This is a genomic window from Nitrosophilus labii (genome assembly GCF_014466985.1).
Classification (GTDB): Bacteria; Campylobacterota; Campylobacteria; order Campylobacterales; family Nitratiruptoraceae; genus Nitrosophilus_A; species Nitrosophilus_A labii.
In genome coordinates this window covers 1,834,915-1,857,357 of the sequence record NZ_AP022826.1, presented here as the reverse complement: position 1 = coordinate 1,857,357, position 22,443 = coordinate 1,834,915, and the positions used below count along the sequence as shown (strand labels likewise).

At 34.9% G+C, this 22,443-nt stretch carries 39 protein-coding genes; 37 read left to right on the top strand and 2 right to left on the bottom strand.

Annotation, left to right across the window (positions count from 1 at the left end; genetic code table 11):
* Positions 1-4: 4 nt before the first annotated feature.
* Together NIL_RS09415 and NIL_RS09410 are read right to left on the bottom strand one after the other, a co-directional pair.
* A complete protein-coding gene (locus NIL_RS09415; RefSeq protein WP_187647518.1) occupies positions 5-583 on the bottom strand; it encodes a superoxide dismutase in 579 nt (192 codons plus the stop codon).
* A 44-nt stretch (positions 584-627) separates the two neighbouring features.
* Complete coding sequence (locus tag NIL_RS09410) at positions 628-1,704, bottom strand: ATP-binding protein (protein ID WP_187647517.1); 1,077 nt, start codon at positions 1,702-1,704, stop codon at positions 628-630.
* A gap of 137 nt (positions 1,705-1,841) precedes the next feature.
* Here NIL_RS09410 and rpsJ point away from each other — a divergent pair, with 137 nt between their 5' ends.
* The 37 genes from rpsJ to tkt all read left to right on the top strand — a co-directional run bounded on the left by rpsJ (position 1,842) and on the right by tkt (position 22,421).
* Positions 1,842-2,153 (top strand): 30S ribosomal protein S10, encoded by a 312-nt coding sequence (gene rpsJ, locus NIL_RS09405; RefSeq protein ID WP_187647516.1) that lies wholly within the window; start codon positions 1,842-1,844, stop codon positions 2,151-2,153.
* Positions 2,154-2,164: 11 nt separating this feature from the next.
* On the top strand, positions 2,165-2,743 hold the full coding sequence (gene rplC, locus NIL_RS09400; protein ID WP_187647515.1) for a 50S ribosomal protein L3: 579 nt from the start codon (positions 2,165-2,167) through the stop codon (positions 2,741-2,743).
* Positions 2,740-3,354 (top strand): 50S ribosomal protein L4, encoded by a 615-nt coding sequence (gene rplD, locus NIL_RS09395; protein ID WP_187647514.1) that lies wholly within the window; start codon positions 2,740-2,742, stop codon positions 3,352-3,354. The genes rplC and rplD overlap by 4 nt, the downstream gene beginning before the upstream one ends.
* A 1-nt stretch (position 3,355) precedes the next feature.
* Positions 3,356-3,637, top strand: a complete 282-nt coding sequence (locus tag NIL_RS09390) for a 50S ribosomal protein L23 (protein ID WP_187647513.1) — start codon at positions 3,356-3,358, stop codon at positions 3,635-3,637.
* A 9-nt stretch (positions 3,638-3,646) separates the two neighbouring features.
* Positions 3,647-4,474, top strand: a complete 828-nt coding sequence (gene rplB, locus NIL_RS09385) for a 50S ribosomal protein L2 (protein WP_187647512.1) — start codon at positions 3,647-3,649, stop codon at positions 4,472-4,474.
* Positions 4,475-4,485: 11 nt separating this feature from the next.
* Positions 4,486-4,767, top strand: a complete 282-nt coding sequence (rpsS, locus tag NIL_RS09380) for a 30S ribosomal protein S19 (RefSeq protein WP_187647511.1) — start codon at positions 4,486-4,488, stop codon at positions 4,765-4,767.
* 9 nt (positions 4,768-4,776) lie between these two features.
* Positions 4,777-5,106: a 50S ribosomal protein L22 gene (gene rplV, locus NIL_RS09375; RefSeq protein ID WP_187647510.1), complete on the top strand. Its 330-nt coding sequence runs from the start codon at positions 4,777-4,779 to the stop codon at positions 5,104-5,106.
* Positions 5,106-5,801 carry a 30S ribosomal protein S3 gene (gene rpsC, locus NIL_RS09370; protein WP_187647509.1) on the top strand — a complete coding sequence of 232 codons (696 nt, stop codon included), beginning with the start codon at positions 5,106-5,108 and terminating at the stop codon, positions 5,799-5,801. The genes rplV and rpsC overlap by 1 nt, the downstream gene beginning before the upstream one ends.
* Before the next feature lie 2 nt (positions 5,802-5,803).
* Complete coding sequence (gene rplP / locus NIL_RS09365; RefSeq protein WP_187647508.1) at positions 5,804-6,229, top strand: 50S ribosomal protein L16; 426 nt, start codon at positions 5,804-5,806, stop codon at positions 6,227-6,229.
* Complete coding sequence (gene rpmC, locus NIL_RS09360; RefSeq protein WP_187647507.1) at positions 6,216-6,407, top strand: 50S ribosomal protein L29; 192 nt, start codon at positions 6,216-6,218, stop codon at positions 6,405-6,407. Before rplP ends, rpmC begins: the two co-directional genes overlap by 14 nt.
* Positions 6,408-6,409: 2 nt before the next feature.
* Positions 6,410-6,661 (top strand): 30S ribosomal protein S17, encoded by a 252-nt coding sequence (rpsQ, locus tag NIL_RS09355; RefSeq protein ID WP_187647506.1) that lies wholly within the window; start codon positions 6,410-6,412, stop codon positions 6,659-6,661.
* On the top strand, positions 6,661-7,029 hold the full coding sequence (rplN, locus tag NIL_RS09350) for a 50S ribosomal protein L14 (RefSeq protein ID WP_187647505.1): 369 nt from the start codon (positions 6,661-6,663) through the stop codon (positions 7,027-7,029). The genes rpsQ and rplN overlap by 1 nt, the downstream gene beginning before the upstream one ends.
* Positions 7,029-7,268 carry a 50S ribosomal protein L24 gene (gene rplX / locus NIL_RS09345; RefSeq protein ID WP_187647504.1) on the top strand — a complete coding sequence of 80 codons (240 nt, stop codon included), beginning with the start codon at positions 7,029-7,031 and terminating at the stop codon, positions 7,266-7,268. The genes rplN and rplX overlap by 1 nt, the downstream gene beginning before the upstream one ends.
* Complete coding sequence (rplE, locus tag NIL_RS09340) at positions 7,265-7,819, top strand: 50S ribosomal protein L5 (RefSeq protein ID WP_187647503.1); 555 nt, start codon at positions 7,265-7,267, stop codon at positions 7,817-7,819. Before rplX ends, rplE begins: the two co-directional genes overlap by 4 nt.
* Positions 7,819-8,004, top strand: coding sequence for a type Z 30S ribosomal protein S14 (locus NIL_RS09335; RefSeq protein ID WP_187647502.1), 186 nt, complete (start codon positions 7,819-7,821; stop codon positions 8,002-8,004). Before rplE ends, NIL_RS09335 begins: the two co-directional genes overlap by 1 nt.
* A gap of 66 nt (positions 8,005-8,070) precedes the next feature.
* Complete coding sequence (gene rpsH, locus NIL_RS09330; protein WP_187647501.1) at positions 8,071-8,475, top strand: 30S ribosomal protein S8; 405 nt, start codon at positions 8,071-8,073, stop codon at positions 8,473-8,475.
* A 48-nt stretch (positions 8,476-8,523) separates the two neighbouring features.
* Positions 8,524-9,060 (top strand): 50S ribosomal protein L6, encoded by a 537-nt coding sequence (rplF, locus tag NIL_RS09325; RefSeq protein WP_187647500.1) that lies wholly within the window; start codon positions 8,524-8,526, stop codon positions 9,058-9,060.
* Positions 9,061-9,075: 15 nt separating this feature from the next.
* Entirely contained in the window at positions 9,076-9,432 is a 357-nt protein-coding gene (rplR, locus tag NIL_RS09320; protein WP_187647499.1) for a 50S ribosomal protein L18, read from the top strand.
* Between the two features lie 11 nt (positions 9,433-9,443).
* Positions 9,444-9,887: a 30S ribosomal protein S5 gene (gene rpsE / locus NIL_RS09315; protein WP_187647498.1), complete on the top strand. Its 444-nt coding sequence runs from the start codon at positions 9,444-9,446 to the stop codon at positions 9,885-9,887.
* Between the two features lie 26 nt (positions 9,888-9,913).
* Positions 9,914-10,315, top strand: a complete 402-nt coding sequence (gene rplO, locus NIL_RS09310) for a 50S ribosomal protein L15 (RefSeq protein ID WP_187647497.1) — start codon at positions 9,914-9,916, stop codon at positions 10,313-10,315.
* Positions 10,315-11,577, top strand: coding sequence for a preprotein translocase subunit SecY (gene secY, locus NIL_RS09305; protein ID WP_187647496.1), 1,263 nt, complete (start codon positions 10,315-10,317; stop codon positions 11,575-11,577). The genes rplO and secY overlap by 1 nt, the downstream gene beginning before the upstream one ends.
* Positions 11,577-12,335: a type I methionyl aminopeptidase gene (gene map / locus NIL_RS09300; RefSeq protein WP_187647495.1), complete on the top strand. Its 759-nt coding sequence runs from the start codon at positions 11,577-11,579 to the stop codon at positions 12,333-12,335. The genes secY and map overlap by 1 nt, the downstream gene beginning before the upstream one ends.
* A 61-nt stretch (positions 12,336-12,396) precedes the next feature.
* Positions 12,397-12,615, top strand: a complete 219-nt coding sequence (gene infA, locus NIL_RS09295) for a translation initiation factor IF-1 (protein ID WP_187647494.1) — start codon at positions 12,397-12,399, stop codon at positions 12,613-12,615.
* Between the two features lie 312 nt (positions 12,616-12,927).
* Positions 12,928-13,041 (top strand): 50S ribosomal protein L36, encoded by a 114-nt coding sequence (gene rpmJ / locus NIL_RS09290; protein ID WP_187647493.1) that lies wholly within the window; start codon positions 12,928-12,930, stop codon positions 13,039-13,041.
* 3 nt (positions 13,042-13,044) lie between these two features.
* Positions 13,045-13,407, top strand: a complete 363-nt coding sequence (gene rpsM / locus NIL_RS09285; protein ID WP_187647492.1) for a 30S ribosomal protein S13 — start codon at positions 13,045-13,047, stop codon at positions 13,405-13,407.
* A gap of 11 nt (positions 13,408-13,418) precedes the next feature.
* Positions 13,419-13,808 carry a 30S ribosomal protein S11 gene (gene rpsK, locus NIL_RS09280; RefSeq protein ID WP_187647491.1) on the top strand — a complete coding sequence of 130 codons (390 nt, stop codon included), beginning with the start codon at positions 13,419-13,421 and terminating at the stop codon, positions 13,806-13,808.
* Between the two features lie 55 nt (positions 13,809-13,863).
* On the top strand, positions 13,864-14,490 hold the full coding sequence (rpsD, locus tag NIL_RS09275; protein WP_187647490.1) for a 30S ribosomal protein S4: 627 nt from the start codon (positions 13,864-13,866) through the stop codon (positions 14,488-14,490).
* Positions 14,491-14,577: 87 nt separating this feature from the next.
* Positions 14,578-15,573: a DNA-directed RNA polymerase subunit alpha gene (locus NIL_RS09270; RefSeq protein ID WP_187647489.1), complete on the top strand. Its 996-nt coding sequence runs from the start codon at positions 14,578-14,580 to the stop codon at positions 15,571-15,573.
* A gap of 10 nt (positions 15,574-15,583) precedes the next feature.
* Positions 15,584-15,934, top strand: a complete 351-nt coding sequence (gene rplQ / locus NIL_RS09265; RefSeq protein WP_187647488.1) for a 50S ribosomal protein L17 — start codon at positions 15,584-15,586, stop codon at positions 15,932-15,934.
* 152 nt (positions 15,935-16,086) lie between these two features.
* Positions 16,087-16,392 carry a NifU family protein gene (locus NIL_RS09260; protein WP_187647487.1) on the top strand — a complete coding sequence of 102 codons (306 nt, stop codon included), beginning with the start codon at positions 16,087-16,089 and terminating at the stop codon, positions 16,390-16,392.
* On the top strand, positions 16,389-16,979 hold the full coding sequence (locus tag NIL_RS09255; protein ID WP_197972081.1) for a hypothetical protein: 591 nt from the start codon (positions 16,389-16,391) through the stop codon (positions 16,977-16,979). The genes NIL_RS09260 and NIL_RS09255 overlap by 4 nt, the downstream gene beginning before the upstream one ends.
* Positions 16,969-18,255 carry a UDP-N-acetylmuramoyl-L-alanyl-D-glutamate--2,6-diaminopimelate ligase gene (locus NIL_RS09250; protein ID WP_187647486.1) on the top strand — a complete coding sequence of 429 codons (1,287 nt, stop codon included), beginning with the start codon at positions 16,969-16,971 and terminating at the stop codon, positions 18,253-18,255. Before NIL_RS09255 ends, NIL_RS09250 begins: the two co-directional genes overlap by 11 nt.
* A gap of 156 nt (positions 18,256-18,411) precedes the next feature.
* Positions 18,412-18,798, top strand: coding sequence for a (2Fe-2S) ferredoxin domain-containing protein (locus NIL_RS09245; protein WP_187647485.1), 387 nt, complete (start codon positions 18,412-18,414; stop codon positions 18,796-18,798).
* A 1-nt stretch (position 18,799) separates the two neighbouring features.
* Positions 18,800-19,165, top strand: a complete 366-nt coding sequence (panD, locus tag NIL_RS09240) for an aspartate 1-decarboxylase (RefSeq protein ID WP_187647484.1) — start codon at positions 18,800-18,802, stop codon at positions 19,163-19,165.
* A gap of 72 nt (positions 19,166-19,237) precedes the next feature.
* Entirely contained in the window at positions 19,238-19,549 is a 312-nt protein-coding gene (locus NIL_RS09235) for a YbaB/EbfC family nucleoid-associated protein (RefSeq protein WP_187647483.1), read from the top strand.
* Between the two features lie 6 nt (positions 19,550-19,555).
* Positions 19,556-20,416 (top strand): polyprenyl synthetase family protein, encoded by an 861-nt coding sequence (locus NIL_RS09230; RefSeq protein ID WP_187647482.1) that lies wholly within the window; start codon positions 19,556-19,558, stop codon positions 20,414-20,416.
* Between the two features lie 61 nt (positions 20,417-20,477).
* Positions 20,478-22,421, top strand: a complete 1,944-nt coding sequence (gene tkt, locus NIL_RS09225; RefSeq protein ID WP_187647481.1) for a transketolase — start codon at positions 20,478-20,480, stop codon at positions 22,419-22,421.
* The last annotated feature ends 22 nt before the right edge of the window (positions 22,422-22,443 follow it).

Below are 22,443 nucleotides of genomic sequence, written 5' to 3'. Positions count from 1 at the left end.
CTTCTTACTCAACAAAATTTTTTGATGCAAAATCCCAGTTTATTAATTCAAAAAACGAGTTTAGATATTTTACTCTTTCGTTTTTATAATCCAAATAGTAAGCATGTTCCCATATATCGCAAACTAATATTGGTTTTAGTTCTTCTGTTATTGGAGTTTCGGCATTTTGAGTATTTAAAATGAAAACTTTGTTATTTTCATCTTTTATAAGCCATGTCCATCCTGATCCAAACAAAGATGAGGCTTTTTCAATAAACTCTTCTTTAAATTTGCTCAATGAAGAAAATGTTTCCTCAATGGCCGCTAGAAGCTGATCGGAGGGAGAAGTTGGCTTTGGAGATAAAGAGTTGAAATAAAATTTATGGTTAAAAGCCTGTGCCACATTATTAAAAAGTTTCCCCTCACTTGATTTTACTATCTGAGTAAGAGAAAGATTTTCAAAAGCGGTGCCTTTTTTAAGCTCATTTGTATTTTTTATATATCCTCCATAATGTTTATCATAGTGATAATGCATTGTATCTTTTGAGATATATGGTTCAAATGCATCATAGGGGTAAGATAGAGGTGGAAGTTGGAAGTTCATTTTAAATCCTTTTTTTATTATAGCAAGTTTAGAGGTGCCCTTAACTAATCAAGTTCGCTTATAGCCCACTCATAAAAGGGAAGAACTGTTACAGGTATATCATTTTCATAAAATTTAAAACTATTTGCTACACTTAGAACTGTTATTTTATCAACTTTGAGCTCTTTAATATATTTGTATGCACTATCAATTTTTCTCTGTATAGTTACCTCACTACCAAAAGGTATGCAAAAAATAACTTCTTGAGACTTTGGGATATAAAAGTCTATCAAATCATAATAAAAAATTTCATAATCTCTTTTTATCATTTCTAAAAAAACCATATTTTCAAAGATCTTAGGGAACTCTTTGGAAAAACTCAAATAACTTTTTAAAACAAAATCGCAAAGATATATCTTTTTAGAGGCTTTTGGAAAAGAGTATTTTTCAAGAGTAAAGATTATATCTTTTTCTTTTAAAGTTTCGTAGAAAGTGTAAAATCTATCTTTAGAAATCTTTATTTTTGGTTTTATTTTGGTAAATATATGGTAAGGGCTGCTTTTGTGCCCTTGCATAATCGAAATCTCTTTGAAACATTGCAGCTCTATCTCATCTTTAAAAAAGAGCCTTAGCATCTCGAAAAATCTTTCATCTTTTTTAAAATCTGGAAGTTGTGAGATTTCAGGAAACGTACCGTTTTTTAAAAAATTATTGAAAATTACTTTAATATCTGTTGATTTGTCAAAAGCTATATATTCTTCAAAATCCAAAGGATAAAGTTTTATATTTTCAAATCCATCAAGTTCTATAGGTTCGGAAGCAGCAAGGATGATCTGTTTAGCTTTTGGAATAGGGAAATCTTTTTTAAAATTGTCTATAGCTACTATCTCAATATCTTTTTCCTCTATAAACAACTGCAGATTTTTTTTGATAGATTCTATCTCTATCCTGGTATCATCAAGATCTAGATATAGACTTTTTTTGTCGCTTTGCTGGTAAAGATAATCTTTTATTAAAAAAGTTTTTCCACTAAATTTTATACCGTTTATAAGAGTGTGTTTATTGGTAGGGACTACCTTTTTTCTCTGAGTGAACGGAATCTTTTTCGATTTTCTATCAAAAAAATACTCCAACTGCTCCATATTTGTCCTTTCCTTTCTAGAAGGAAATAAATTTTAAAAATTTTACCATAAAATATTGACTAAATAAGAATTTTCACATATAATTTCCACTCCAAATTGGGCAACTATTTGCCGAGTTCTTTTTACAAGGGAAGTTAATGGAAAAAATTAGACTTAAGCTTCGTGCTTACGATCACAGGGTTTTAGATAGAAGTGTTGCAGCTATTGTGGAGGCTGTTAAGAGAACGGGTGCAGAGATTCGTGGACCGATTCCACTACCTACTAAGATAAGAAGATATACAGTTCTTAGGTCACCTCACATCAACAAAGATTCAAGAGAACAGTTCGAAATCAGAATTCATTCAAGACTTATTGACATAGTGTCGGCGACACCGGATACGGTAGATTCGCTAATGAAGTTAGACTTGGCTCCTGAAGTGGATGTAGAAGTTAGGTCAATGGGTCAATAAGGGAGTAGTAGATGGAATTTATAGTAGAAAAAATAGGAATGAGCAGAACCATCAGTGTACCTAGCGTACCTGTTACACTGCTAAAAGTAAAAGATGCTAAAGTTTGCGAAATCCTTGAAGATGGTAAGGCTATAGTTGCTTACTCTCAAGGAAAGAAAAGAAACAAAGCTATAGAGGGTCAACAGAAAAAGTATGGTCTTCCTGGCGAATTTAACAGATTTGTAACACTTAAAGTTGCAAATAAAGAGGCAGGAGATATCGATATAAGCGTTTTAGAAAACGCAAAAAAGATTAAAAGCTCTTTTACCTCAAAAGGTAGAGGTTTTGCAGGTGTTATGAAAAGATGGAATTTCGGCGGAGGTCCTAGAAGCCACGGTTCAAGATTTCACAGAAGAACAGGTTCTATCGGTAACTGTGAATGGCCAGGACGTGTTCAGCCTGGACAAAAGATGCCGGGACATTACGGAAACGAGAAGATTACAGTTCAGAACGAAATAGTAAGTTTTGATCCTGAAAACAAAATTTTGGTTATCAAAGGTTCTGTTCCAGGCCCTAACGGAGCATTAGGAAGAATAAGGATAGTAAAATGAGTAAAGCTGTAGTATTGAACGAAAATTTTGAAAAAGAAAACGAGATTACTCTTCCCAAAAAGTATGCGCAAATAAATCCGCACAACCTATATCTTTATGTAAAGGCTTATGCGGCAAGTCTAAGAGCAAACAATGCTCATACTAAAAACAGAAGCGCTGTTAGCGGCGGTGGTAGAAAACCATGGCAGCAAAAAGGTAGAGGAGGAGCAAGAGCAGGTTCTATCAGATCACCTCTGTTTGTAGGTGGTGGTGTGGCTTTTGGTCCTACAAATCAGAAAAATTATACTCAAAAAGTTAATAAAAAACAGAAAAGATTGGCTCTTGAGTATGCGCTATTTGAAAAAGCAAATGATGGAAAACTGTTCATTGTCGACTCAATCAGTGTAGAGTCAGGAAAGACTAAAGATGCTGCGGCGATAATGAAAAAGTTGAATGTAAGAGATGCATTGATAGTTAAAGACTTGATAGATGAGAAGACTTATCTTGCATTTAGAAACCTACCAAACGCTTATTTGATTGAGCCAAACGAGCTTAACGCATATTTGGCAGCAGCGTATAACGCTATCGTTATCGAAAAAGCTGTTTGGGAAAATTTAGTAAAAGAGGGCTAAGATGGCAGATATAACAGATATCAAATCGATCATATATACAGAGAAAACTTTAGGCCTTCAAGAAGAGGGATATGTAGTGATTCAAACGTCAGATAAAATGACTAAGAATCAGCTAAAAGAGGTTTTAAGAGAGTATTTTGGAGTTAATCCCGTAAAAATCAACTCTTTAAAAGTAAAAGGTAAAAAGAAGAGATTTAGAGGGATTGAGGGAAGAAGAGACAACTATAAAAAATTCTATGTGAAGTTGCCAGAAGGCACTCAGATAGAAAGCTTAGCGGTGTAAGGATAGAAAATGGCGATAAAAACATATAAACCGTATACACCTAGTCGTAGATTTATGACTACACTTGATTCAAGCGATATTACAAGTAAACCGACTGTTAGAAAACTTTTGAAAAAACTACCAGCAAAAGCCGGTAGAAACAATTACGGAAGAATTACTTCTAGACACAAAGAGGCTGGAGCTAAAAAACTTTATAGAATTATAGATTTTAAAAGAAATAAGTTCGGCGTTCCGGGACGCGTAGCTACTATAGAGTACGATCCTTACAGAAACTGTAGAATCTGTTTAGTTGTTTACAAAGATGGAGACAAAAGATATATCATCCAGCCAAAAGGTTTAAAAGTTGGTGATACAGTAGAGGCAGCGGAGGCTGGACTTGATGTACTTCCTGGAAACGCTATGAAACTTAAAAATATCCCTGTGGGTACTTTAGTTCATAATATAGAACTTAGCCCTGGCCATGGCGGACAGCTTGCTAGAAGTGCTGGAAGTTATGCTCAGATTATGGGTAGGGAAGATAAATATGTAATTTTAAGACTTCCAAGCGGTGAGATGAGATACGTTCTTGGCGAATGTATGGCTACTATTGGAACTGTAGGAAATGAAGACTATATTAACATGACCATCGGTAAAGCGGGACGTAACAGACATAGAGGTATTAGACCTCAAACAAGAGGTTCAGCTATGAACCCAGTTGATCACCCACACGGTGGTGGTGAAGGTAAAACAGGTCCTAGCGGACATCCTGTTACGCCTTGGGGTAAACCTACAAAAGGTTATAAGACTAGGAAGAAAAAACCGAGTGATAGACTAATCATCTCAAGAAGAAAAAAATAAGGTAGGATGAAATGGCAAGATCAGTAAAAAAGGGTCCATTTGTAGATGAACACTTAATGAAAAAAGTGCTCAAAGCAAAAGAGAGCGGCGATAAAAAACCTATTAAAACTTGGTCAAGAAGAAGTACTATCGTCCCTGAGATGATAGGCCTTACTATAAACGTTCATAACGGAAGACAGTTTGTTCCAGTTTACATTACTGAAAATCATGTAGGTTTTAAACTAGGTGAATTTGCACCGACAAGAACTTTTAGAGGCCACAAAGGCACTGTTCAGAAAAAGATAGGTAAATAAGGGTAAGCCATGAGTAAAGCAGTATTGAGATTTATTAGGCTCTCACCAACAAAGGCAAGACTAATTGCAAGAGAAGTTCAGGGGATGAACGCAGAACTTGCGCTTGCTTCTTTAGAGTTTATGCCAAATAAAGCGGCAAAAGTTATATCAAAAGTTATAGCAAGTGCTGTTGCAAACGGAGGTTATGAACCTGAAGAGGTTGTTATAACATCTTGCAGAGTTGATAAAGGACCAGTTTTAAAAAGATTTAGACCAAGAGCAAGAGGTAGAGCCAGCAGAATAGAGAAACCAACTTCTCACATTTATGTAGAAGTAGCTGAACAAAAGAAGGATAGCTAATGGGTCAGAAAGTAAATCCGATTGGACTAAGACTTGGAATAAACAGGAATTGGGGTAGTAGGTGGTATCCTGATTATAACAGAATGCCAGATTTTGTTGAAGAAGATTACAAAATAAGAAGCTTTTTGAAAAAAGAGCTGTATTATGCTGGAATTAGCGATATAATCATCGAAAGAACAGCTAAAAGACTAAGGGTAACTATTGTAGCTGCAAGACCTGGTATCATAATCGGTAAAAAAGGTGCCGATATAGAAAAAATAAAACAAAAAGTTCAAAAGCTTGTAAATAAAGATGTATCTATAAATATCAAAGAACAAAAAAGACCTCAAGCTTCTGCTCAGCTTGCCGCTGAAAATGTTGCTACTCAATTAGAGAGAAGGGTAGCATTTAGAAGAGCAATGAAAAAAGTTATACAAGCAGCTCAAAAAGCTGGTGCAAAAGGTATCAAAGTTCAAGTTGCCGGTCGTCTTGGCGGTGCTGAGATGGCTAGAACTGAGTGGTATCTTGAAGGTAGAGTACCTCTACACACGTTAAGAGCAAAGATTGATTATGGATTTGCAGAGGCTCATACAACTTATGGAGTAATCGGCGTTAAAGTTTGGATATTTAAAGGTGAGGTTCTCCAAAAGGGAATCCAGCCTGAGAAAAAAGAGACAAAGCCTAGACGCAGAGCTCCAAGAAGGAGAGGTAGATAATCATGTTAATGCCAAAGAAGACAAAATACAGAAAACAGCAAAAAGGTAGAAACAGAGGCAAGGCTTATAGAGGAAATAGTCTTGCGTTTGGAAATATCGGTATTAAAGCTCTTGAGCACGGAAGAATCGATTCTCGCCAGATAGAAGCGGCGAGGGTTGCTATGACTAGAAAAGTTAAAAGAACCGGAAAAATATGGATTAGGGTTTTCCCTGATAAACCTTTAACCAAGAAGCCTTTGGAGACAAGGATGGGTAAAGGTAAAGGTTCTGTAGAAAAGTGGGTAATGAATATTAAGCCTGGCAGAATTATTTATGAAATGGCAGGCGTTGAAGAGAGCTTAGCTAGAGAAGCTCTTGATCTTGCAAGATACAAACTACCTTTTAAAACAAAAATTGTAACGCAAGAGAGTGAAAATGAAATATACTGAGTTAAAAGATAAGAGCCTACAAGAGCTCGAAGGGTTGTTGAGGGAGAAAAAGTTGCTGCTTTTTCAACTAAGAGCCAAGTTGAAAACTATGCAGCTTCAAGATACTAGCGAAATTAGAAAAACTAGAAAAGATATCGCAAGAATAAAAACTGCGATTTCTGCTATGAAAAGGGCGTAAAAATGGCTTATAAAAGAGAGATACAGGGTGTCGTTGTAAAAAAGAGCGGAGATAAAACAGTATCTTTGCTTGTAGAGAGAAAAGTTTTACATCCAAGATACCATAAGATTGTAAAAAGATTTAAAAAATACCTAGTTCATGACGAGAGAAACGAAGTGAACGTAGGCGATGAAATTGTTGCAATTGAGTGCAGACCAATCTCTAAGAGAAAATCTTTTAGGCTTAAAAGAATAGTCTCTACAGGAGTTAAATAATGATACAGAGTTTTACGAGACTAAACGTTGCTGATAACAGCGGCGCTAAAGAGATAATGTGTATTAAAGTTTTAGGCGGAAGTAAAAGAAGATATGCTTCTGTCGGAGACGTAATAGTTGCATCTGTAAAAAAGGCTTTGCCAAATGGTAAAGTTAAAAAAGGTCAAGTAGTAAAAGCCGTTGTTGTTAGAACTAAAAAAGAGATCCAAAGAGAAAATGGATCATTGATTAGATTTGATGACAACGCTGCTGTTATCCTTGATAATAAAGGCGAGCCTATCGGAACTCGTATCTTCGGACCTGTTAGCAGGGAAGTAAGATACAAAAACTATATGAAGATAGTATCGCTTGCACCGGAGGTGCTGTAATGGCAAAGAAGTTTAAAATTAAAAAGGGTGATATCGTTGAGATCATCACAGGTGACGACAAAGGCAAAACGGGTGAAGTGTTGCAAGTTCTTACAAAAAAAGATGCAGTTATAGTGGCGGGATGTAAAATAGCCAAAAAGGCTGTAAAACCTACTGAAGAGAATCCTGAAGGCGGTTTTATCAATAAAGAGATGCCTATACATATATCTAACGTTCGTAAAGTAGAAGGTGGCAAATGAAGACAATAGAGCTAAAAAAAGAGTATACGGAAAGAGTCATTCCTGCATTAAAAGAAGAACTTGATATTAAAAATCCTATGTTAACGCCAAAACTTGAAAAAATCGTAATAAGTGTTGGCGCTGGCGAGGCAAGTAGAGACAGCAAATTGATGCAAAACATCCAAGATACTATAAGCCTTATCGCCGGTCAGCACGCTGTAGTTACAAAAGCAAAAAAGAGTGAGGCCGGATTTAAGATAAGAGAAGGTATGCCTGTAGGTGTTAAAGTAACACTTAGAGGTGATAGAATGTGGAACTTTCTCCAAAAATTAATCTATATAGCTCTTCCTAGAGTGAAAGACTTTAGAGGTCTTCCAAGAAACGGTTTTGATGGAAGGGGAAATTACAATTTCGGTCTAAACGAGCAGTTGATGTTTCCTGAAGTTGATTATGATAACATTATGAAAACTCACGGGATGAATATTACTATAGTTACGTCAACAGACAACGATAAAGAAGCTTATAAGCTATTAGAGCTTCTTGGATTTCCATTTGCAAAAGGAAGATCATAATGGCGAAAAAAAGTATGATAGCAAAGGCTAAAAGAAAGCCTAAATTCAAGGTTAGAGCTTATACAAGATGTAGAATTTGCGGCAGACCTCACTCTGTTTATAGAGATTTCGGTCTTTGCAGAATCTGTTTAAGAAAGATGGCAAGCGAAGGGTTATTACCAGGCGTTAGAAAAGCTAGCTGGTAATTTTCGCAAATAGGAAGCGCACAGAATGTGCGAACCCTATTTGATATTCACGAAAAGGAGATAAAATTGATTAACGATATGATAGCAGATTCTATAACTAGAATCAGAAATTCAAGCATGAGAAGACAAGAGGTTACTAAACTTTTATACTCTAAAATTGTTGAATCTATTGTAAAAATATTGCAGGATAAAGGTTATATCGAAAGTTATAAAGTTATCGAAGATGGAAATAAAAAGTTCATCAATGTAGTATTGAAATATGAAGAACAAGGCAAAGTTAAAAAGCCTGTAATTAATGAGATAAAAAGAATATCTAAACCAGGTAGAAGAATCTACAAAGGCAAGGATGAGATAAAGAGATTTAAAAACGGTTATGGAACTATTATTGTAAGCACCTCTAAAGGTGTCCTTCCTAATGATGAAGCATACGCCAAAGGTGTTGGTGGCGAACTGCTTTGCAGTGTTTGGTAATACGATATCCATTCGTATAATCGTAGAAATATCGTAAAAAGGAAAAAAATGAGTAGAATAGGAAAACAGCCTGTAGAGATACCATCAGGTGTAGAAGTTAAGATTGAAGATGGTAAAGTAATAGCAAAGAAAGGAAACCTTGTAAAAGAGGTGGATACCAGAAATTATGTTGATGTAAAAATTGAAGATAATAAAATCATTTTTTCACCAAAAGGTGAAGATAGACAAAGCAGAGCTTTCTGGGGAACATATAGAGCTTTGACAAATAATATGATCGAAGGTCTCGTTAAAGGATTCGAAAAGAGACTAGAGATCAACGGTGTTGGTTACAGAGCTGCGGTTAGCGGAAAAAATCTAGAACTACAGCTTGGATTTTCACATCCTGTAATATTTCCTATTCCGGAAGGAATTGAAATAAAAGTTGAAAAAAATATAATTATTGTTAAAGGTCATGATAAGCAGCAAGTTGGTCAAGTTGCTGCAAAAATTAGAAGTTTTAGACCGCCTGAGCCTTACAAAGGAAAAGGCGTGAAGTACGTGGATGAAGTTATCATCAGAAAAGCTGGTAAGACAGCTAAGAAATAGTAAGGGGCGTGTCTCATGAGAGAATCAATTCAAAGAAAAAAAAATAGACTAAGAATAAAAAGAAAAAGAAGAGTTAGAGGTAAGATAACCGGCTGCGAAAGTAGACCGAGAGTTTCAGTATTTAAATCAAACAGACACTTTTACGCTCAAGCCATTGATGATACTAAAGGACATACTATAGCGTATGCTGATGGGGCAAAAATGGGTTTGAAAGCTAATAAAGAAGATGTAAAAAAAGTTGCTTCAGTAATGGCTGAACAGCTAAAAGCAAAAGGTATTGAGACAATCGTATTTGATAGAAACGGTTATCTTTACCATGGTGTAGTTGCATCTTTTGCGGATGCACTTAGAGAAAACGGAATTAAGTTTTAAAGGTTGTGACTATGGAAAAGTGGAATAGAGAAGAGTTTGAAGAGGTAGTTGTTAATATCGGTAGAGTTACAAAGGTTGTAAAAGGCGGTAGAAGATTTAGATTTAGTGCTTTAGTTGTTGTAGGAGATAAAAAAGGACATGTAGGTTACGGTATCGGTAAAGCAAAAGAGGTACCAGATGCTATTAAAAAGGCTGTTGACAACGCTTTTAAAAATATAACTACCGTAAATATCAAAGGTTCAACCATTGCTCATGATATTACTCATAAATATAATGCAAGTAAAATTATTTTAAAACCGGCCAGTGAAGGTACTGGGGTTATTGCCGGTGGTGCTGCAAGGCCAGTTCTTGAACTTGCAGGAATTAAGGATATTTTGACTAAATCACTTGGATCTAACAATCCTTCAAACTTAGTAAGAGCAACAATAGAAGCTCTTGGAAAAATTAAAGCATAGTCAAAATTAAATTTAAGGATAGATAGATGGCACTTCATAACTTACAACCAGCAGCGGGAAGTACTCATAAGACTAAAAGAGTTGGACGCGGTCAGGGTAGCGGTATGGGTAAAACTGCTACGAGAGGCCAAAAAGGACAAAAAAGTAGAACTGGTTATAAACAAAAAAGAGGTTTTGAAGGCGGGCAACAACCACTTCAAAGAAGATTACCTAAAATCGGTTTTACTTCAAATGTTGTAAAACCGTATGTAATCAATGTTGATAAAGTAAAAAAAGTTGCAGAACTTGATGAAATAACAATGGACACTATAAGAAGTGTTCATAAGATGACTAAGAAAGTAACTAAAGTTAAACTTATTGGTTCAGGTGTAAAAGATATAGTTAATAAGATAAAAGATGAAAATATTACTTACAGCGGACAAAAATAATGAATAAAGCTCTTTTAAATAAGATACTAATAACACTAGGCTTTCTGTTTATTTATAGAGTATTAGCTTATGTTCCAGTTCCTGGTGTGAATATTGACGTTGTAAAAGAGTTTTTCGACTCCCAGGCAGGTAATGCCTTGGGGCTATTTAATATGTTTAGCGGTAACGCTGTTGAGAGACTTAGTATCATCTCTTTAGGTATTATGCCTTATATTACTGCTTCGATTATTATGGAACTATTAGCGGCTACATTCCCATCTCTTGGGCAGATGAAAAAAGAGAGAGATGGGATGGTTAAATATATGCAGATTATTAGATATGCAACCATAGCAATTACCTTAGTTCAGGCAGTCGGTGTTTCTATTGGTTTACAAAGCCTTACTGGACGCGGCGGCGAGAGCGCAATTATGATCGATATGCCAACATTTATCACAGTAGCTGCTATATCTATGCTAGCTGGAACAATGATATTGATGTGGATAGGGGAACAGATTACCCAAAGAGGAATAGGAAACGGTATATCACTCATAATCTTTGCAGGTATAGTATCTGGTATTCCGTCAGCAATTGCTGGAACGATAAATCTTGTAAATACAGGTGAACTTAACTTCTTAATTTTGATAGCTATATTTGCAATTATACTTTTAACAGTCGGATTTATTATATATGTTGAGCTAGGTGAGAGAAGAATACCGGTTTCATATTCTAGAAAAGTAATGATGCAAAATCAGAAAAAAAGAGTAATGAACTACATCCCTATCAAGGTAAATTTAAGTGGAGTTATTCCGCCTATTTTTGCTTCGGCTATATTGATGTTTCCGTCAACAATTTTACAAGCGAGTACTAATCCTATCATTCAAAAGATATCAGATATTCTTAATCCAAACGGATATCTGTTTAATATCTTAATGTTTTTTCTAGTTGTATTTTTTGCTTATTTCTATGCTTCAATTGTATTTAATGCAAAAGATATAGCGGAAAATTTAAAAAGACAAGGCGGATTTATCCCCGGAGTTAGACCTGGAGAACATACCGCAGAGTTTTTAAATGAAGTAGCGAGCAGGTTGACATTTTGGGGAGCAATTTATCTAGGAATCATTTCTACTTTACCATGGATATTGGTAAAAGGTATGGGTGTGCCTTTTTATTTTGGAGGAACTGCGGTATTGATAGTGGTTCAAGTTGCTCTTGATACAATGAGAAAAATTGAGGCACAGATATATATGAACAAATATGAGACATTAAGTGCTGTAGGTCTTTAATGTCTATTGCGATAAGAAAACCTAATGAAATTGAAGCTCTAAGAAAAGCCAATATTATAGTAGCTAAAACTTTAGAGTATTTAAAGGAAAAATGTGTTCCCGGCATCTCTTTGAAAGAATTAGATAAACTAGGAGAAGAGTTTATAAGAGACTACGGAGCACGCCCCTCATTTAAAGGCCTTTACGGCTTTCCTGCTTCTGTGTGTACTTCAGTAAATCAGGTTATAATTCATGGTATTCCTACTGATTATAGACTTAAAGAAGGTGATATTATAGGTCTAGATATAGGTACTGAGCTTGATGGTTGGTATGGAGATGCGGCTATAACAGTTTGTGTAGGAGATGTTAGCGAAAGAGATAAAGAGCTCGTTTTATGTGCGAAGGAGACTCTTTATTTCGCTATAGAACTGATAAAACCGGGACTTAGATTTAAAGAACTTAGTTTTGAGATCGAGAAATTTATAAAATCTCGTGGTTTTGTTCCACTTCATGGGTTTTGCGGGCATGGTATCGGAAAAAAGCCGCATGAAGAACCTGAAATTCCTAACTATCTAGAGCATGGCTCACCAAAAAGCGGCCCTAAAATCAAAAATGGAATGGTTTTTTGTTTAGAGCCTATGATCTGCCAAAAAAGTGGGACTCCAAAAATATTAGAAGATAAGTGGTCAGTAGTTAGTGAAGATGGACTTAATGGTGCTCATTATGAGCATACTGTAGCAATAATAGAAGGGAAAGCCGAAATTTTAAGTAAAGTTTGATTGGCATTTATTTGTTACTACATACTAAAGATAAACCACTCAATAAAAAATAGGAGGTAAAATGGCTAAGGATGATGTAATAGAAGTTGACGGTATAGTTAAAGAGGCTCTACCTAATGCAACATTTAGAGTAGAACTTGAAAATGGACATGTTGTATTGTGCCATATTGCAGGCAAAATGAGAATGCATTATATTAAAATATTACCAGGTGATAAAGTTAAGGTTGAGTTGACACCGTATAGTTTAGATAAAGGTAGGATAACCTTTAGATACAAATAATCTAAAATTTATCTTAAATTAAGCTCTATTTTAGTACAATTTTGTCCCTTTCTAGGGAACTGCGCGAAGAATCTTTGTAAGAAGTAGCACTCTTCTTACAAGGATTGGTTTAATTAAACTCATTAAACCTAAAGCGTACCGTAAACAGTGCAGTTTGTTTGGGGGTTAAGGTAGAAGGTAGAAGGCTGTAGAAGGCAGAAGGCAGGAGGCAGAAGGTAGAAGGAAAACGTTCCTTCATCCTTCGCCCTTCACCCTTCATCCTTCGCCCTTCATCCTTCCCTTCACCCTTCTACCTAATTTTAAGGAGATACAATGAAGGTTAGACCATCTGTTAAAAAGATGTGCGAAAAATGCAAAATCATTAAGCGAAAAGGTGTTATTAGAGTAATTTGCGAAAATCCAAAACATAAACAGAGACAAGGATAGTAAATGGCAAGGATTGCAGGTGTAGATTTACCGAAAAGCAAAAGAATGGAGTATGCATTGACCTATATTTACGGTATAGGCTTGACTACTTCCAGAAAAATTTTGGATGCTACAGGGATCAGCTATGACAAAAGAGTTCATGAACTGACAGAAGAAGAAGTGGCTAAAATTAACAAAGAGATCAGAGATAACTATATGGTAGAGGGTGATCTAAGACGTAAAGTAGCTATGGATATAAAAGCTCTAATGGATATTGGCTGTTATAGAGGTCTTAGACATAGAAGAGGTCTTCCAGTTAGAGGTCAAAGAACCAAAACTAATGCCAGAACTAGAAAAGGTAAAAAGAAAACAGTAGGATCTAAGTAAAGGATTGATGGATGGCAAAAAGAAAAACAAGAAAAAAAGTAGTTAAAAAGAATATTGCAAAAGGTATTGTGTTTATTAACGCTACCTTTAACAATACTGTTGTAACAGTTACCGATGAGATGGGTAATGTTATAGCATGGAGTAGTGCCGGAAGCCTTAGTTTTAAAGGCAGCAAAAAGTCTACGCCATTTGCTGCTCAACAAGCTGTTGAAGATGCTATGACTAAAGCTAAAGAGCACGGCATAAAAGAAGTAGGTATCAAAGTTCAAGGTCCTGGAAGCGGTAGAGATACTGCAGTAAAGACTGTAGGGGCGATTGAGGGGATAAAAGTTTTGTTTTTCAAAGATATCACACCTTTACCGCATAACGGGTGTAGGCCTCCGAAAAGAAGAAGAGTATAATCTATTTATTACGGTACGCTGAAGTTTAGAGAATTAAAAAGTATTAGGAGAAACTATGGCAAGATATAGAGGTCCGGTTGAAAAAATAGAGAGACGTCTAGGTGTAAGTCTTGCTCTTAAAGGCGAAAGAAGACTTGCCGGTAAGAGCGCATTAGAGAAAAGACCATACGCACCAGGGCAACATGGACAAAGAAGAGCGAAAATTTCCGAATACGGATTGCAGCTTAGAGAGAAACAAAAAGCTAAATATATGTATGGCGTAGCCGAAAAACAGTTTAGAAATCTTTTCAAAGAAGCAAGTAGAATGGAAGGCAATACTGGGGAGAATCTTATCATTCTACTTGAGAGAAGATTAGATAACGTAGTTTATAGAATGGGCTTTGCAACTACTAGAAGATTTGCAAGACAATTAGTTAATCATGGACACGTTTTAGTTGACGGTAAGAGAGTAAATATTCCTTCTTACAGAGTTAAGCCTGGACAAAAAATTGAGATAAGAGAAAAAAGTAAAAATAATCCTCAAATACAAAGAGCGATTGAACTTTCTAATCAAACTGGAATAGTTCCTTGGGTTGATGTTGATAAAGAGAAAGTTTTCGGAATATTTACAAGACTTCCAGAAAGAGAAGAGATAGCTATCCCAATCGAAGAGCGTCTAATAGTCGAGCTATACTCTAAGTAATAGGTAGAAGGCAGAAGGAAGGAGCAGTAATTTCCTTCAACCTTCAACCTTCAACCTTATAAAAAATTCAAAAAGAGAGAGTTAGCAATGAAAAAAATCAAAACAGCACCTTTTATGCCTTCGGAAGTTGAAGTTACACAACTTGGAGAAAATAGTATAAAAATTGAAGCATATCCGTTTGAAAGTGGTTATGCAATCTCTTTAGCACATCCTCTAAGAAGACTTCTTCTTAGTAGCTCTATCGGTTATTCACCAGTTGCTATAAAGATTGAAGGCGTGTCTCATGAGTTTGATAGTATAAGAGGAATGTTAGAGGATGTGGCTGTTTTTATCATAAATCTTAAAAACATAAGATTTAAAATAAGAGATGAAAGCGATAAAAAAGAGGTAACGTACGAGTTTAGCGGCCCAAAAGAGATTTATGGAAAAGATCTAGAGAATGAAGATATAGAGATAGTAACGCCAGATGCCTTTTTAGCAACATTAAATGAAGATGCGAATCTTCAATTTTCTTTGATTATTCATAAAGGTATAGGCTATGTGCCTAGTGAAGAGATAAGAGATGAATTACCTGAAGGTTATCTTCCATTGGATGCTTTTTTTACTCCTGTGAAAAAAGCGGTTTATGATATAGAAAAAGTCTTGGTAGAAGATAATCCGAATTTTGAAAAGATTGTATTTTATATTGAAACAGATGGACAAATAGAGCCTATCACTGCTTTTAAAGATGCCTTATCTGTAATGTACAAACAGATGTCCGTATTTAATAACGAATTAAATGTTCAGATTATTGCTGAAAATGATTCTGAAGAAAACTCAGCCGAACTTAAAAAACTTTTACAAAAGATCGATACTCTAAACCTAAGCGCTAGAAGTCACAACTGTCTTGAAAGAGCAGGTATTGAATATATCGGTGAACTAGTTTTAATGAGTGAAGATGAGCTAAAAAATATAAAAAATCTCGGAAAAAAATCTCTTGAAGAGATAAAAGAGAAAATAGATGAGATTACACAGAAGATGCAAAATCTTTCTGCTAAAGAATTAGAAGTTTTAAAAAAGAAAATAGAAAAGATAAAGTCTTAAAGGATGGTTTATGAGACATAAACATGGATATAGAAAACTAGGGAGAACAAGCTCTCATAGAAAAGCTTTGCTTAAAAATCTAGCTATTGCATTGATAATGAACGGAAAAATTGAGACTACGGTAGCAAAAGCCAAAACACTTAGAAGCTATATAGAAAAGCTTATAACAAAAGCAAAAAAAGGCGATTTTAACGCTCATCGTGAAGTGTTTGCTTATCTTCAGGATAAAGAAGCGACTAAAAAACTTGTAAATGAGATAGCGCCTAATTATCAAAATAGAGAAGGTGGTTATACTAGAATAGTAAGAACAAGGATAAGAAGAGGTGACGCAGCACCTATGGCATTTATAGAGTTGGTTTAATTATAATAAAGTAGTTGAGTAAATGTGGTTTTAACTTATTAACCACTTCTCGACTACTTTTTAACTACTAAAATACCGCTAATCTTCCAAATTAATCTTACCTTAAGTAAAATTTCCATATATTCCTAAAACATATTTTTAGGAGAAGCTATATGATACCTTTTAGTGATGAAGATCTAATGCCGGCAGTTGAAAAGTCTATAGAGAAGATTAGACCTATGCTAGCTCTTGATGGCGGTAATATAACTCTTTTAGGAGTAAAAGGGGGAAAAGTGTTTGTATCGCTAGGCGGTGCATGCGTAGGCTGTAGTGCTAGCGGAAATACATTGAAGTATGGAGTAGAAAGACAATTAAGAATAGATATACATCCGGAAATTGAAGTTATTAATATAGCACCAGATTTAGCGGAAAATTGGGAAGAAATAGCAAAAAAAATTATTGGTGAAGAAGGTAAATGAGAAGAAGTTTTAGTAAAAAATTGTTGTTAAAAGAGGCGAATAAAGCCTTTTTAAATGGAGATTATAAAAAGGCTATTTTTTATTTTTCTTTAGTATTAAAGCAAGAACCACAAAATAAAGAAGCAAAAATAGGCGTCCTTTTAAGTGATATAGCAATGGAAGGAAATGATGATGCTTTGTCCTTATATGACTATTATTTAATTTTAAAAGAAGAGAAAAATGAAAGAGCAGAAAAAATTATAGAAGATTTGATTGAAACAACTGATAGTAATATAGATATGATAACAAATATTTTTAATGAAAATATGATTGAGTTGGAGGAAGGAATCTCATACGAGGATTTTAAAAGGCTTATTAAAAGTAGAGGAAGTTTTAAAAGAGCTTTTGAAGATATAATGTTTAGTACAAAAGTAATCATTTCTGATAAAAGAGATTTTTTTGATTTTTTAGAGGCTTTGATTGACAATGGGTTTAATGAAATGGCATTAACTTATTTGGAAGATGCATCAATGCTTTATCCTTCTGATAGTAAAATTTTTGAACTGTTTGAAAAGATAAAACCGGTAGATTTACATAATGATAGTTGATTTTAAAGAATTTATCGTTACGGATAATACAAAAGAGTGGAGTAATGGGCTCTTTTTTTTAAAAACCTATCAAAACGAAAAATATTTAAAAAATAGTTTTATAGATGAAGATAAAATAATTACACCATCTGAGCTTATAAAAAAACTAAGTTTAGAAAAAATAAAAGTAGTAGGTGTTACGGGTACAAACGGAAAAACAACTACAACGGCCGCTATCTACTCGCTTCTTTTGGATCTTGGGAAAAAAACGGCACTTCAAGGAACTAGAGGTTTTTTTATAGATGATAAGAAAATTGAGGATAAATCTTTAACCACTCCACCGATTTTAAAAAATATAAAACATATGTATCAAGCTTTAAGTGAAAATTGTGAATATTTTGTAATGGAAGTAAGTTCACACGCGATAGCACAAAAAAGGGTGGAAGGTATTGATTTTTCACTGAAAGTCTTTACAAATATTTCTCAAGATCATCTAGATTTTCATAAAACTATGAAAAACTATATTGATACAAAAAATTCATTTTTTGCGGATGAAACGCCAAAACTGATCAACAAAGATGACTCTTATGTAAAATTCAATATAAAAAATGCATATACATACGGACTTGAAAATCCATCGACTTTTCAAGTTATGGCTTACTCTATTGAGAAAGGAATAAGTGCCGTAATAAGATTTGCTAATGAGATAGCGGATTTTCACTCTTGTTTAATGGGACTTTTTAATATATACAATCTTACAGCAGCAATTGGAGCTGTAAAGATTTTAGAAAATGAACCGTTAGATAAGATTTGTGAAAATATAGAAAATTTTGCTGGCGTAAGTGGAAGAATGGAAGTGATAAACCACGAACCAGCCATTATTGTAGATTTTGCGCATACTCCTGATGGGATGAAAAAAGTTTTCGAATCTTTCCCCGGAAAAGATCTGGTTTGCGTATTTGGTGCAGGTGGTGATAGAGATAGAAAAAAAAGACCGATTATGGGGGAGATTGCATCAAGATTTTGTAAAAAAATATATATAACTAGCGATAATCCAAGAAATGAAAAACCAAAAAAAATAATGGAAGAGATTTACGAAGGCGTTGTGGAAAAAGATAAAGCGATTTTAATAGAAAACAGAAAAGAGGCAATAAGAAAAGCGATTGAAGATATGAAAGAAGATGAAGTATTGTTGATTTTGGGAAAAGGTGACGAAACTTATCAAGAGGTAAATGGTAAAAAAATATCTTTTGACGATAGGGAAATTGCAAGAGAGTTATTAGGAATTAGGAATTAGGAATTGGGAATCGGGAATTGGGAATTGGGAATTGGGAATTGGGAATTGGAGAGCTTAAAAAAAACTTTACTAATTCCAAATCCCCAATTACTAATTACAATTTAAAAATTTATTGCTAAAATTCAGACAAAAATTGTATGAATTAAGGAGAATAAAATGGGAATACCACAACCAGCTTTTTATATATTTAAATGTGAACAATCAGCGCCTCCGGGCTTTCCTAAACCTAGCTGTGTAAGTCAACACGATCCTGAATCTGCGCAGCTTTTCCAATATCTTGCTCAAAAACTAATGGAAAAGGGAATTATAGGGACTGTTCAGCCTGTTAGAACAGGATGCCTAAACAGATGTCAACTTGGGCCCGTTATGCTTGTTGAACCGGGACACTATATGTATGTTGGATTAAATAAGGAAAAAATTGATAGAATTATAGAAGAACATATTATAGGCGGTAATCCGGTAAAAGAGTTCCTTATCCCTGAAGAGTATTGGGATCAGCCAATTTCTGCTGAAGATATGATGAAAATGAGCGGTGGAGCATAAAATGCAGATTGAAATGCTTTTTAGTAAAATTCATCGTGCTACGGTTACGGATGCCAACTTAAATTATGTTGGCTCTATAACAATCGATGAGGAACTACTTGAAGCTGCAAAACTTAGAGTCGGCCAAAAAGTAGAGATTTTGAATATTAATAACGGTGAAAGATTTACAACTTATGTTATAAAGGGCGAAAGAGGTAAACGTGATATTTGTCTAAATGGTGCTGCAGCAAGAAAAGCGCATCCAGGAGATAAGATTATTATCGTAGCTTACGCTCTTTATAAAGAGGAAGAGCTTGGAAATTACGAACCTACAATAGTTTTAGTCAATGATAACAACGATATAGATGAAATACTTAATTATATGTGATATAGTTGAGTAGTTGAGTGGTTGAGTAAGCAAGTAACTACCACTCAACTAATTCTTAAAAGAAGGAAAAAAATGTTCGATAAACTAAATCTTGGAGATTTAGGGAAAGTTTTAGAAGAGATTCAAGAGAAAGCCAAAAAGATTCAAGAAGAGAGTGAAAGCAAGATTTTTACCGCTAAAAGCGGTGGCGGGCTTGTTAAAGTTAGCGCTAACGGAAAAGGTGAAATTGTAGATATTGAAATTGATGATTCATTAATGGAAGATAAAGACTCCATGCAAATACTTCTAATAAGCGCCATAAATGACGTATTGAAGATGGTTGAAGATGAGAAAAAAAGAGTGGCTATGAATCTGATGAGTTCAACAAATCCATTTGGACAGTAAAGCTAAATGAATCTAAAAGATGAGTTTGAAAAATATCTGCAAAATACTCTACCTTGTGTAGAGAGCTATCATCCCCATTTTGAAGACTCATTGCATTATATGCTAAATGCCGGCGGCAAAAGATTTAGACCGCTTCTTCTTTTAACGGTAGTAAGTGTATATGAGCCACTTCTTCTAAATAACGCTATGCCAGTTGCGGCGGCAATAGAGTATCTTCATACATACTCGCTAATCCACGATGATCTTCCTGCTATGGACAACGCAGATCTAAGACGGGGTTTTGAGACGCTTCATAAAAAATATGACGAAACAACGGCTATACTAATAGGAGATGCTTTAAACACTCACTCTTTTTTTCTTATAGCGAATGCTCCTCTTTCTAATGATGTGAAAATCGAGGTTATAAAAGAGCTATCTTTAAATGGCGGAATCTTTGGGATGGTTTTAGGACAAGCGTGTGACTGCCATTTTGAAAACAGACCATTGGATTTAGAACAGCTAAAATTTTTGCATATACACAAAACTGCAAAGCTTATTGCATCAAGTTTGAAAATAGGAGCTATTATAGTTGATATGGATGAAAAAACAAAAGATGAACTCTATAAGTTTGGTATAGATTTGGGACTTCTGTTTCAGATTCAAGATGATTTGATAGATGTTTTAGCAGATGAAAAAGAGGCGGGAAAAACCACAAATAACGACGAACACAAAAATAGTTTTGTAAATCTTTTAGGGGTTGAAGGAGCTTTAAAAGAGGCTGATGAACTAGCAAAAAAATTAGAACTAAACCTTGATAGTTTTGATGAAAACCTTAAAAATGCTCTTAAATCCCTTTTACAAAAATATCTCTATAGACACAAGTGTTAATATTGGTTAAATACATTTTTATAAAAATTGAAATAAAATTCGAATCAAAAAAGAGGTAGACATGGATAACCAGATAAGAAAAAAAATGGCCGACACTATAAGATTTTTGGCTTTGGATATGATTCAAGAAGCCAATAGCGGACATCCAGGTGCTCCTTTGGGATTAGCAGACATTGCGGTAGTTTTAAGTGAGCATTTAAAACATAATCCTAAAAATCCTAAATGGCTAAATCGAGACAGACTTGTATTTAGCGGCGGACATGCAACAGGCCTAATTTATTCTTTATTGTATCTTTGGGGATACGATTTAAGTATAGAGGATTTAAAAGAGTTTAGACAGTACGGCTCTAAAACTCCAGGTCACCCAGAATATGGACATACTCCGGGCGTTGAAATAACAACAGGACCTCTTGGACAAGGTGTTGCTAACGCAGTGGGTATGGCAATGGCCCAAAAATATCTTCAAAATATACTAAACAGTGAGACCGCAAAAGTAATTGACCATAAAGTTTATTGTCTTTGTGGCGATGGAGATCTTGAAGAGGGTATTAGTTATGAAGCTTGTTCGTTGGCCGGAAGATTTGAACTAAACAATCTCATTCTTATATATGATAGCAATCAAATAACTATAGAAGGAGATACTTCTATAGCGTGGAATGAAAACGTAAAAGTTAGATTTGAAGCTCAAAACTGGGATGTTATAGAGATAGATGGCCATAATTATGATGATATAGATGCGGCTCTTAATTGGGCAAAAAATAGAAAAAAACCTGTGCTTATCATAGCAAATACTGTGATTGCTAAGGGTGCTTGTAACTTTGAAGGAGATCCTCACTCTCACGGAGCCCCTCTAGGAGAAGATGAGATAAGATGCTCAAAAGAGCGAGCCGGGTTTGATCCTGATAAGAAGTTTTTTGTTCCTGAAGATGTATTGGTAAGATTTAGATGTGCAGTAGAAAAAGGAGAACTTTTAGAAAAAGAGTGGAAAAAGCTTCTTTTAGAACTTCCATACAAAGAACAAAATGAACTTCTTGAGATTTTGAAAAATCCTAATTTTGATTCGATCGAATGGCCTGAGTTTGAAGCAGGTTCTATGGTGGCAACCAGAGAGAGCAACGGTAAGATTTTAAATGCTATTGCTAAAGCACTACCTGGATTTGTGGGTGGAAGTGCGGATTTGGCTCCATCGAACAAGACATATCTTAACAATATGGGAGATTTTCCAAAAGGGAAAAATTTTCATTTCGGTATTAGAGAGCACGCTATGGGTGCTATAGCCAACGGTATGGCCGCTTATGGACTGTTAATTCCTTTTAACGCTACCTTTTTTGTTTTTAGCGATTATCAAAAACCTGCTGTAAGAATTGCATCCCTTTCAAAATTGAAAAACTTTTTTATCTGGACACATGATAGTATAGGTGTAGGTGAAGATGGACCTACACATCAACCTATAGAACATTTAAGCCAGTTTAGAGCTCTTCCTGGTCTTTATCTATTTAGACCTGCGGATGCAAGTGAAAATGTTGAGTGTTGGAAAGTAGCACTAAAACTAGACAAACCTTGTGCGTTTGTTCTAAGCCGTCAAAAACTTAAAACCTTAAAACCTTACAGAGACTATGGAGATATAGACAAAGGTGCCTATATCATCAAAAAAAGGGAGAATGCTACAGTTACTCTTATAGCTACCGGAAGCGAAGTAATGCTTGCTTTGCAGGCGGGGTGTCATCTCGAAGAGAGAGGAATAAACGCAAATATAGTAAGTATGCCTTGTATGGAGCTCTTTTTAGAACAATCAAATGAGTATCAAAAAGCCGTAATTGATCCTTCAACGAAAGTTTTAGCAATAGAAGCAGCAGCAGGTATGGAATGGTATAGATTTGCAGATGATGTTTTGGCAATTGAAAACAGATTTGGAGCTAGCGGTAAAGCGGATGTGATATTTAAAGAGTACGGTTTTACTATAGAAAATGTTATAAATAGAGTTGAAAAACTTTTAAATCAATAACAAATAGTCTTCAGTCCTATGA

What these genes read in the sequence shown, in the direction of transcription:
- NIL_RS09415 (WP_187647518.1), bottom strand. Translation starts at nt 583, where the DNA reads ATGAACTTCCAACTTCCACCTCTATCTTACCCCTATGATGCATTTGAA.
- NIL_RS09410 (WP_187647517.1), bottom strand. Translation starts at nt 1,704, where the DNA reads ATGGAGCAGTTGGAGTATTTTTTTGATAGAAAATCGAAAAAGATTCCG.
- rpsJ (WP_187647516.1), top strand. Translation starts at nt 1,842, where the DNA reads ATGGAAAAAATTAGACTTAAGCTTCGTGCTTACGATCACAGGGTTTTA.
- rplC (WP_187647515.1), top strand. Translation starts at nt 2,165, where the DNA reads ATGGAATTTATAGTAGAAAAAATAGGAATGAGCAGAACCATCAGTGTA.
- rplD (WP_187647514.1), top strand. Translation starts at nt 2,740, where the DNA reads ATGAGTAAAGCTGTAGTATTGAACGAAAATTTTGAAAAAGAAAACGAG.
- NIL_RS09390 (WP_187647513.1), top strand. Translation starts at nt 3,356, where the DNA reads ATGGCAGATATAACAGATATCAAATCGATCATATATACAGAGAAAACT.
- rplB (WP_187647512.1), top strand. Translation starts at nt 3,647, where the DNA reads ATGGCGATAAAAACATATAAACCGTATACACCTAGTCGTAGATTTATG.
- rpsS (WP_187647511.1), top strand. Translation starts at nt 4,486, where the DNA reads ATGGCAAGATCAGTAAAAAAGGGTCCATTTGTAGATGAACACTTAATG.
- rplV (WP_187647510.1), top strand. Translation starts at nt 4,777, where the DNA reads ATGAGTAAAGCAGTATTGAGATTTATTAGGCTCTCACCAACAAAGGCA.
- rpsC (WP_187647509.1), top strand. Translation starts at nt 5,106, where the DNA reads ATGGGTCAGAAAGTAAATCCGATTGGACTAAGACTTGGAATAAACAGG.
- rplP (WP_187647508.1), top strand. Translation starts at nt 5,804, where the DNA reads ATGTTAATGCCAAAGAAGACAAAATACAGAAAACAGCAAAAAGGTAGA.
- rpmC (WP_187647507.1), top strand. Translation starts at nt 6,216, where the DNA reads ATGAAATATACTGAGTTAAAAGATAAGAGCCTACAAGAGCTCGAAGGG.
- rpsQ (WP_187647506.1), top strand. Translation starts at nt 6,410, where the DNA reads ATGGCTTATAAAAGAGAGATACAGGGTGTCGTTGTAAAAAAGAGCGGA.
- rplN (WP_187647505.1), top strand. Translation starts at nt 6,661, where the DNA reads ATGATACAGAGTTTTACGAGACTAAACGTTGCTGATAACAGCGGCGCT.
- rplX (WP_187647504.1), top strand. Translation starts at nt 7,029, where the DNA reads ATGGCAAAGAAGTTTAAAATTAAAAAGGGTGATATCGTTGAGATCATC.
- rplE (WP_187647503.1), top strand. Translation starts at nt 7,265, where the DNA reads ATGAAGACAATAGAGCTAAAAAAAGAGTATACGGAAAGAGTCATTCCT.
- NIL_RS09335 (WP_187647502.1), top strand. Translation starts at nt 7,819, where the DNA reads ATGGCGAAAAAAAGTATGATAGCAAAGGCTAAAAGAAAGCCTAAATTC.
- rplF (WP_187647500.1), top strand. Translation starts at nt 8,524, where the DNA reads ATGAGTAGAATAGGAAAACAGCCTGTAGAGATACCATCAGGTGTAGAA.
- rplR (WP_187647499.1), top strand. Translation starts at nt 9,076, where the DNA reads ATGAGAGAATCAATTCAAAGAAAAAAAAATAGACTAAGAATAAAAAGA.
- rpsE (WP_187647498.1), top strand. Translation starts at nt 9,444, where the DNA reads ATGGAAAAGTGGAATAGAGAAGAGTTTGAAGAGGTAGTTGTTAATATC.
- rplO (WP_187647497.1), top strand. Translation starts at nt 9,914, where the DNA reads ATGGCACTTCATAACTTACAACCAGCAGCGGGAAGTACTCATAAGACT.
- secY (WP_187647496.1), top strand. Translation starts at nt 10,315, where the DNA reads ATGAATAAAGCTCTTTTAAATAAGATACTAATAACACTAGGCTTTCTG.
- map (WP_187647495.1), top strand. Translation starts at nt 11,577, where the DNA reads ATGTCTATTGCGATAAGAAAACCTAATGAAATTGAAGCTCTAAGAAAA.
- infA (WP_187647494.1), top strand. Translation starts at nt 12,397, where the DNA reads ATGGCTAAGGATGATGTAATAGAAGTTGACGGTATAGTTAAAGAGGCT.
- rpmJ (WP_187647493.1), top strand. Translation starts at nt 12,928, where the DNA reads ATGAAGGTTAGACCATCTGTTAAAAAGATGTGCGAAAAATGCAAAATC.
- rpsM (WP_187647492.1), top strand. Translation starts at nt 13,045, where the DNA reads ATGGCAAGGATTGCAGGTGTAGATTTACCGAAAAGCAAAAGAATGGAG.
- rpsK (WP_187647491.1), top strand. Translation starts at nt 13,419, where the DNA reads ATGGCAAAAAGAAAAACAAGAAAAAAAGTAGTTAAAAAGAATATTGCA.
- rpsD (WP_187647490.1), top strand. Translation starts at nt 13,864, where the DNA reads ATGGCAAGATATAGAGGTCCGGTTGAAAAAATAGAGAGACGTCTAGGT.
- NIL_RS09270 (WP_187647489.1), top strand. Translation starts at nt 14,578, where the DNA reads ATGAAAAAAATCAAAACAGCACCTTTTATGCCTTCGGAAGTTGAAGTT.
- rplQ (WP_187647488.1), top strand. Translation starts at nt 15,584, where the DNA reads ATGAGACATAAACATGGATATAGAAAACTAGGGAGAACAAGCTCTCAT.
- NIL_RS09260 (WP_187647487.1), top strand. Translation starts at nt 16,087, where the DNA reads ATGATACCTTTTAGTGATGAAGATCTAATGCCGGCAGTTGAAAAGTCT.
- NIL_RS09255 (WP_197972081.1), top strand. Translation starts at nt 16,389, where the DNA reads ATGAGAAGAAGTTTTAGTAAAAAATTGTTGTTAAAAGAGGCGAATAAA.
- NIL_RS09250 (WP_187647486.1), top strand. Translation starts at nt 16,969, where the DNA reads ATGATAGTTGATTTTAAAGAATTTATCGTTACGGATAATACAAAAGAG.
- NIL_RS09245 (WP_187647485.1), top strand. Translation starts at nt 18,412, where the DNA reads ATGGGAATACCACAACCAGCTTTTTATATATTTAAATGTGAACAATCA.
- panD (WP_187647484.1), top strand. Translation starts at nt 18,800, where the DNA reads ATGCAGATTGAAATGCTTTTTAGTAAAATTCATCGTGCTACGGTTACG.
- NIL_RS09235 (WP_187647483.1), top strand. Translation starts at nt 19,238, where the DNA reads ATGTTCGATAAACTAAATCTTGGAGATTTAGGGAAAGTTTTAGAAGAG.
- NIL_RS09230 (WP_187647482.1), top strand. Translation starts at nt 19,556, where the DNA reads ATGAATCTAAAAGATGAGTTTGAAAAATATCTGCAAAATACTCTACCT.
- tkt (WP_187647481.1), top strand. Translation starts at nt 20,478, where the DNA reads ATGGATAACCAGATAAGAAAAAAAATGGCCGACACTATAAGATTTTTG.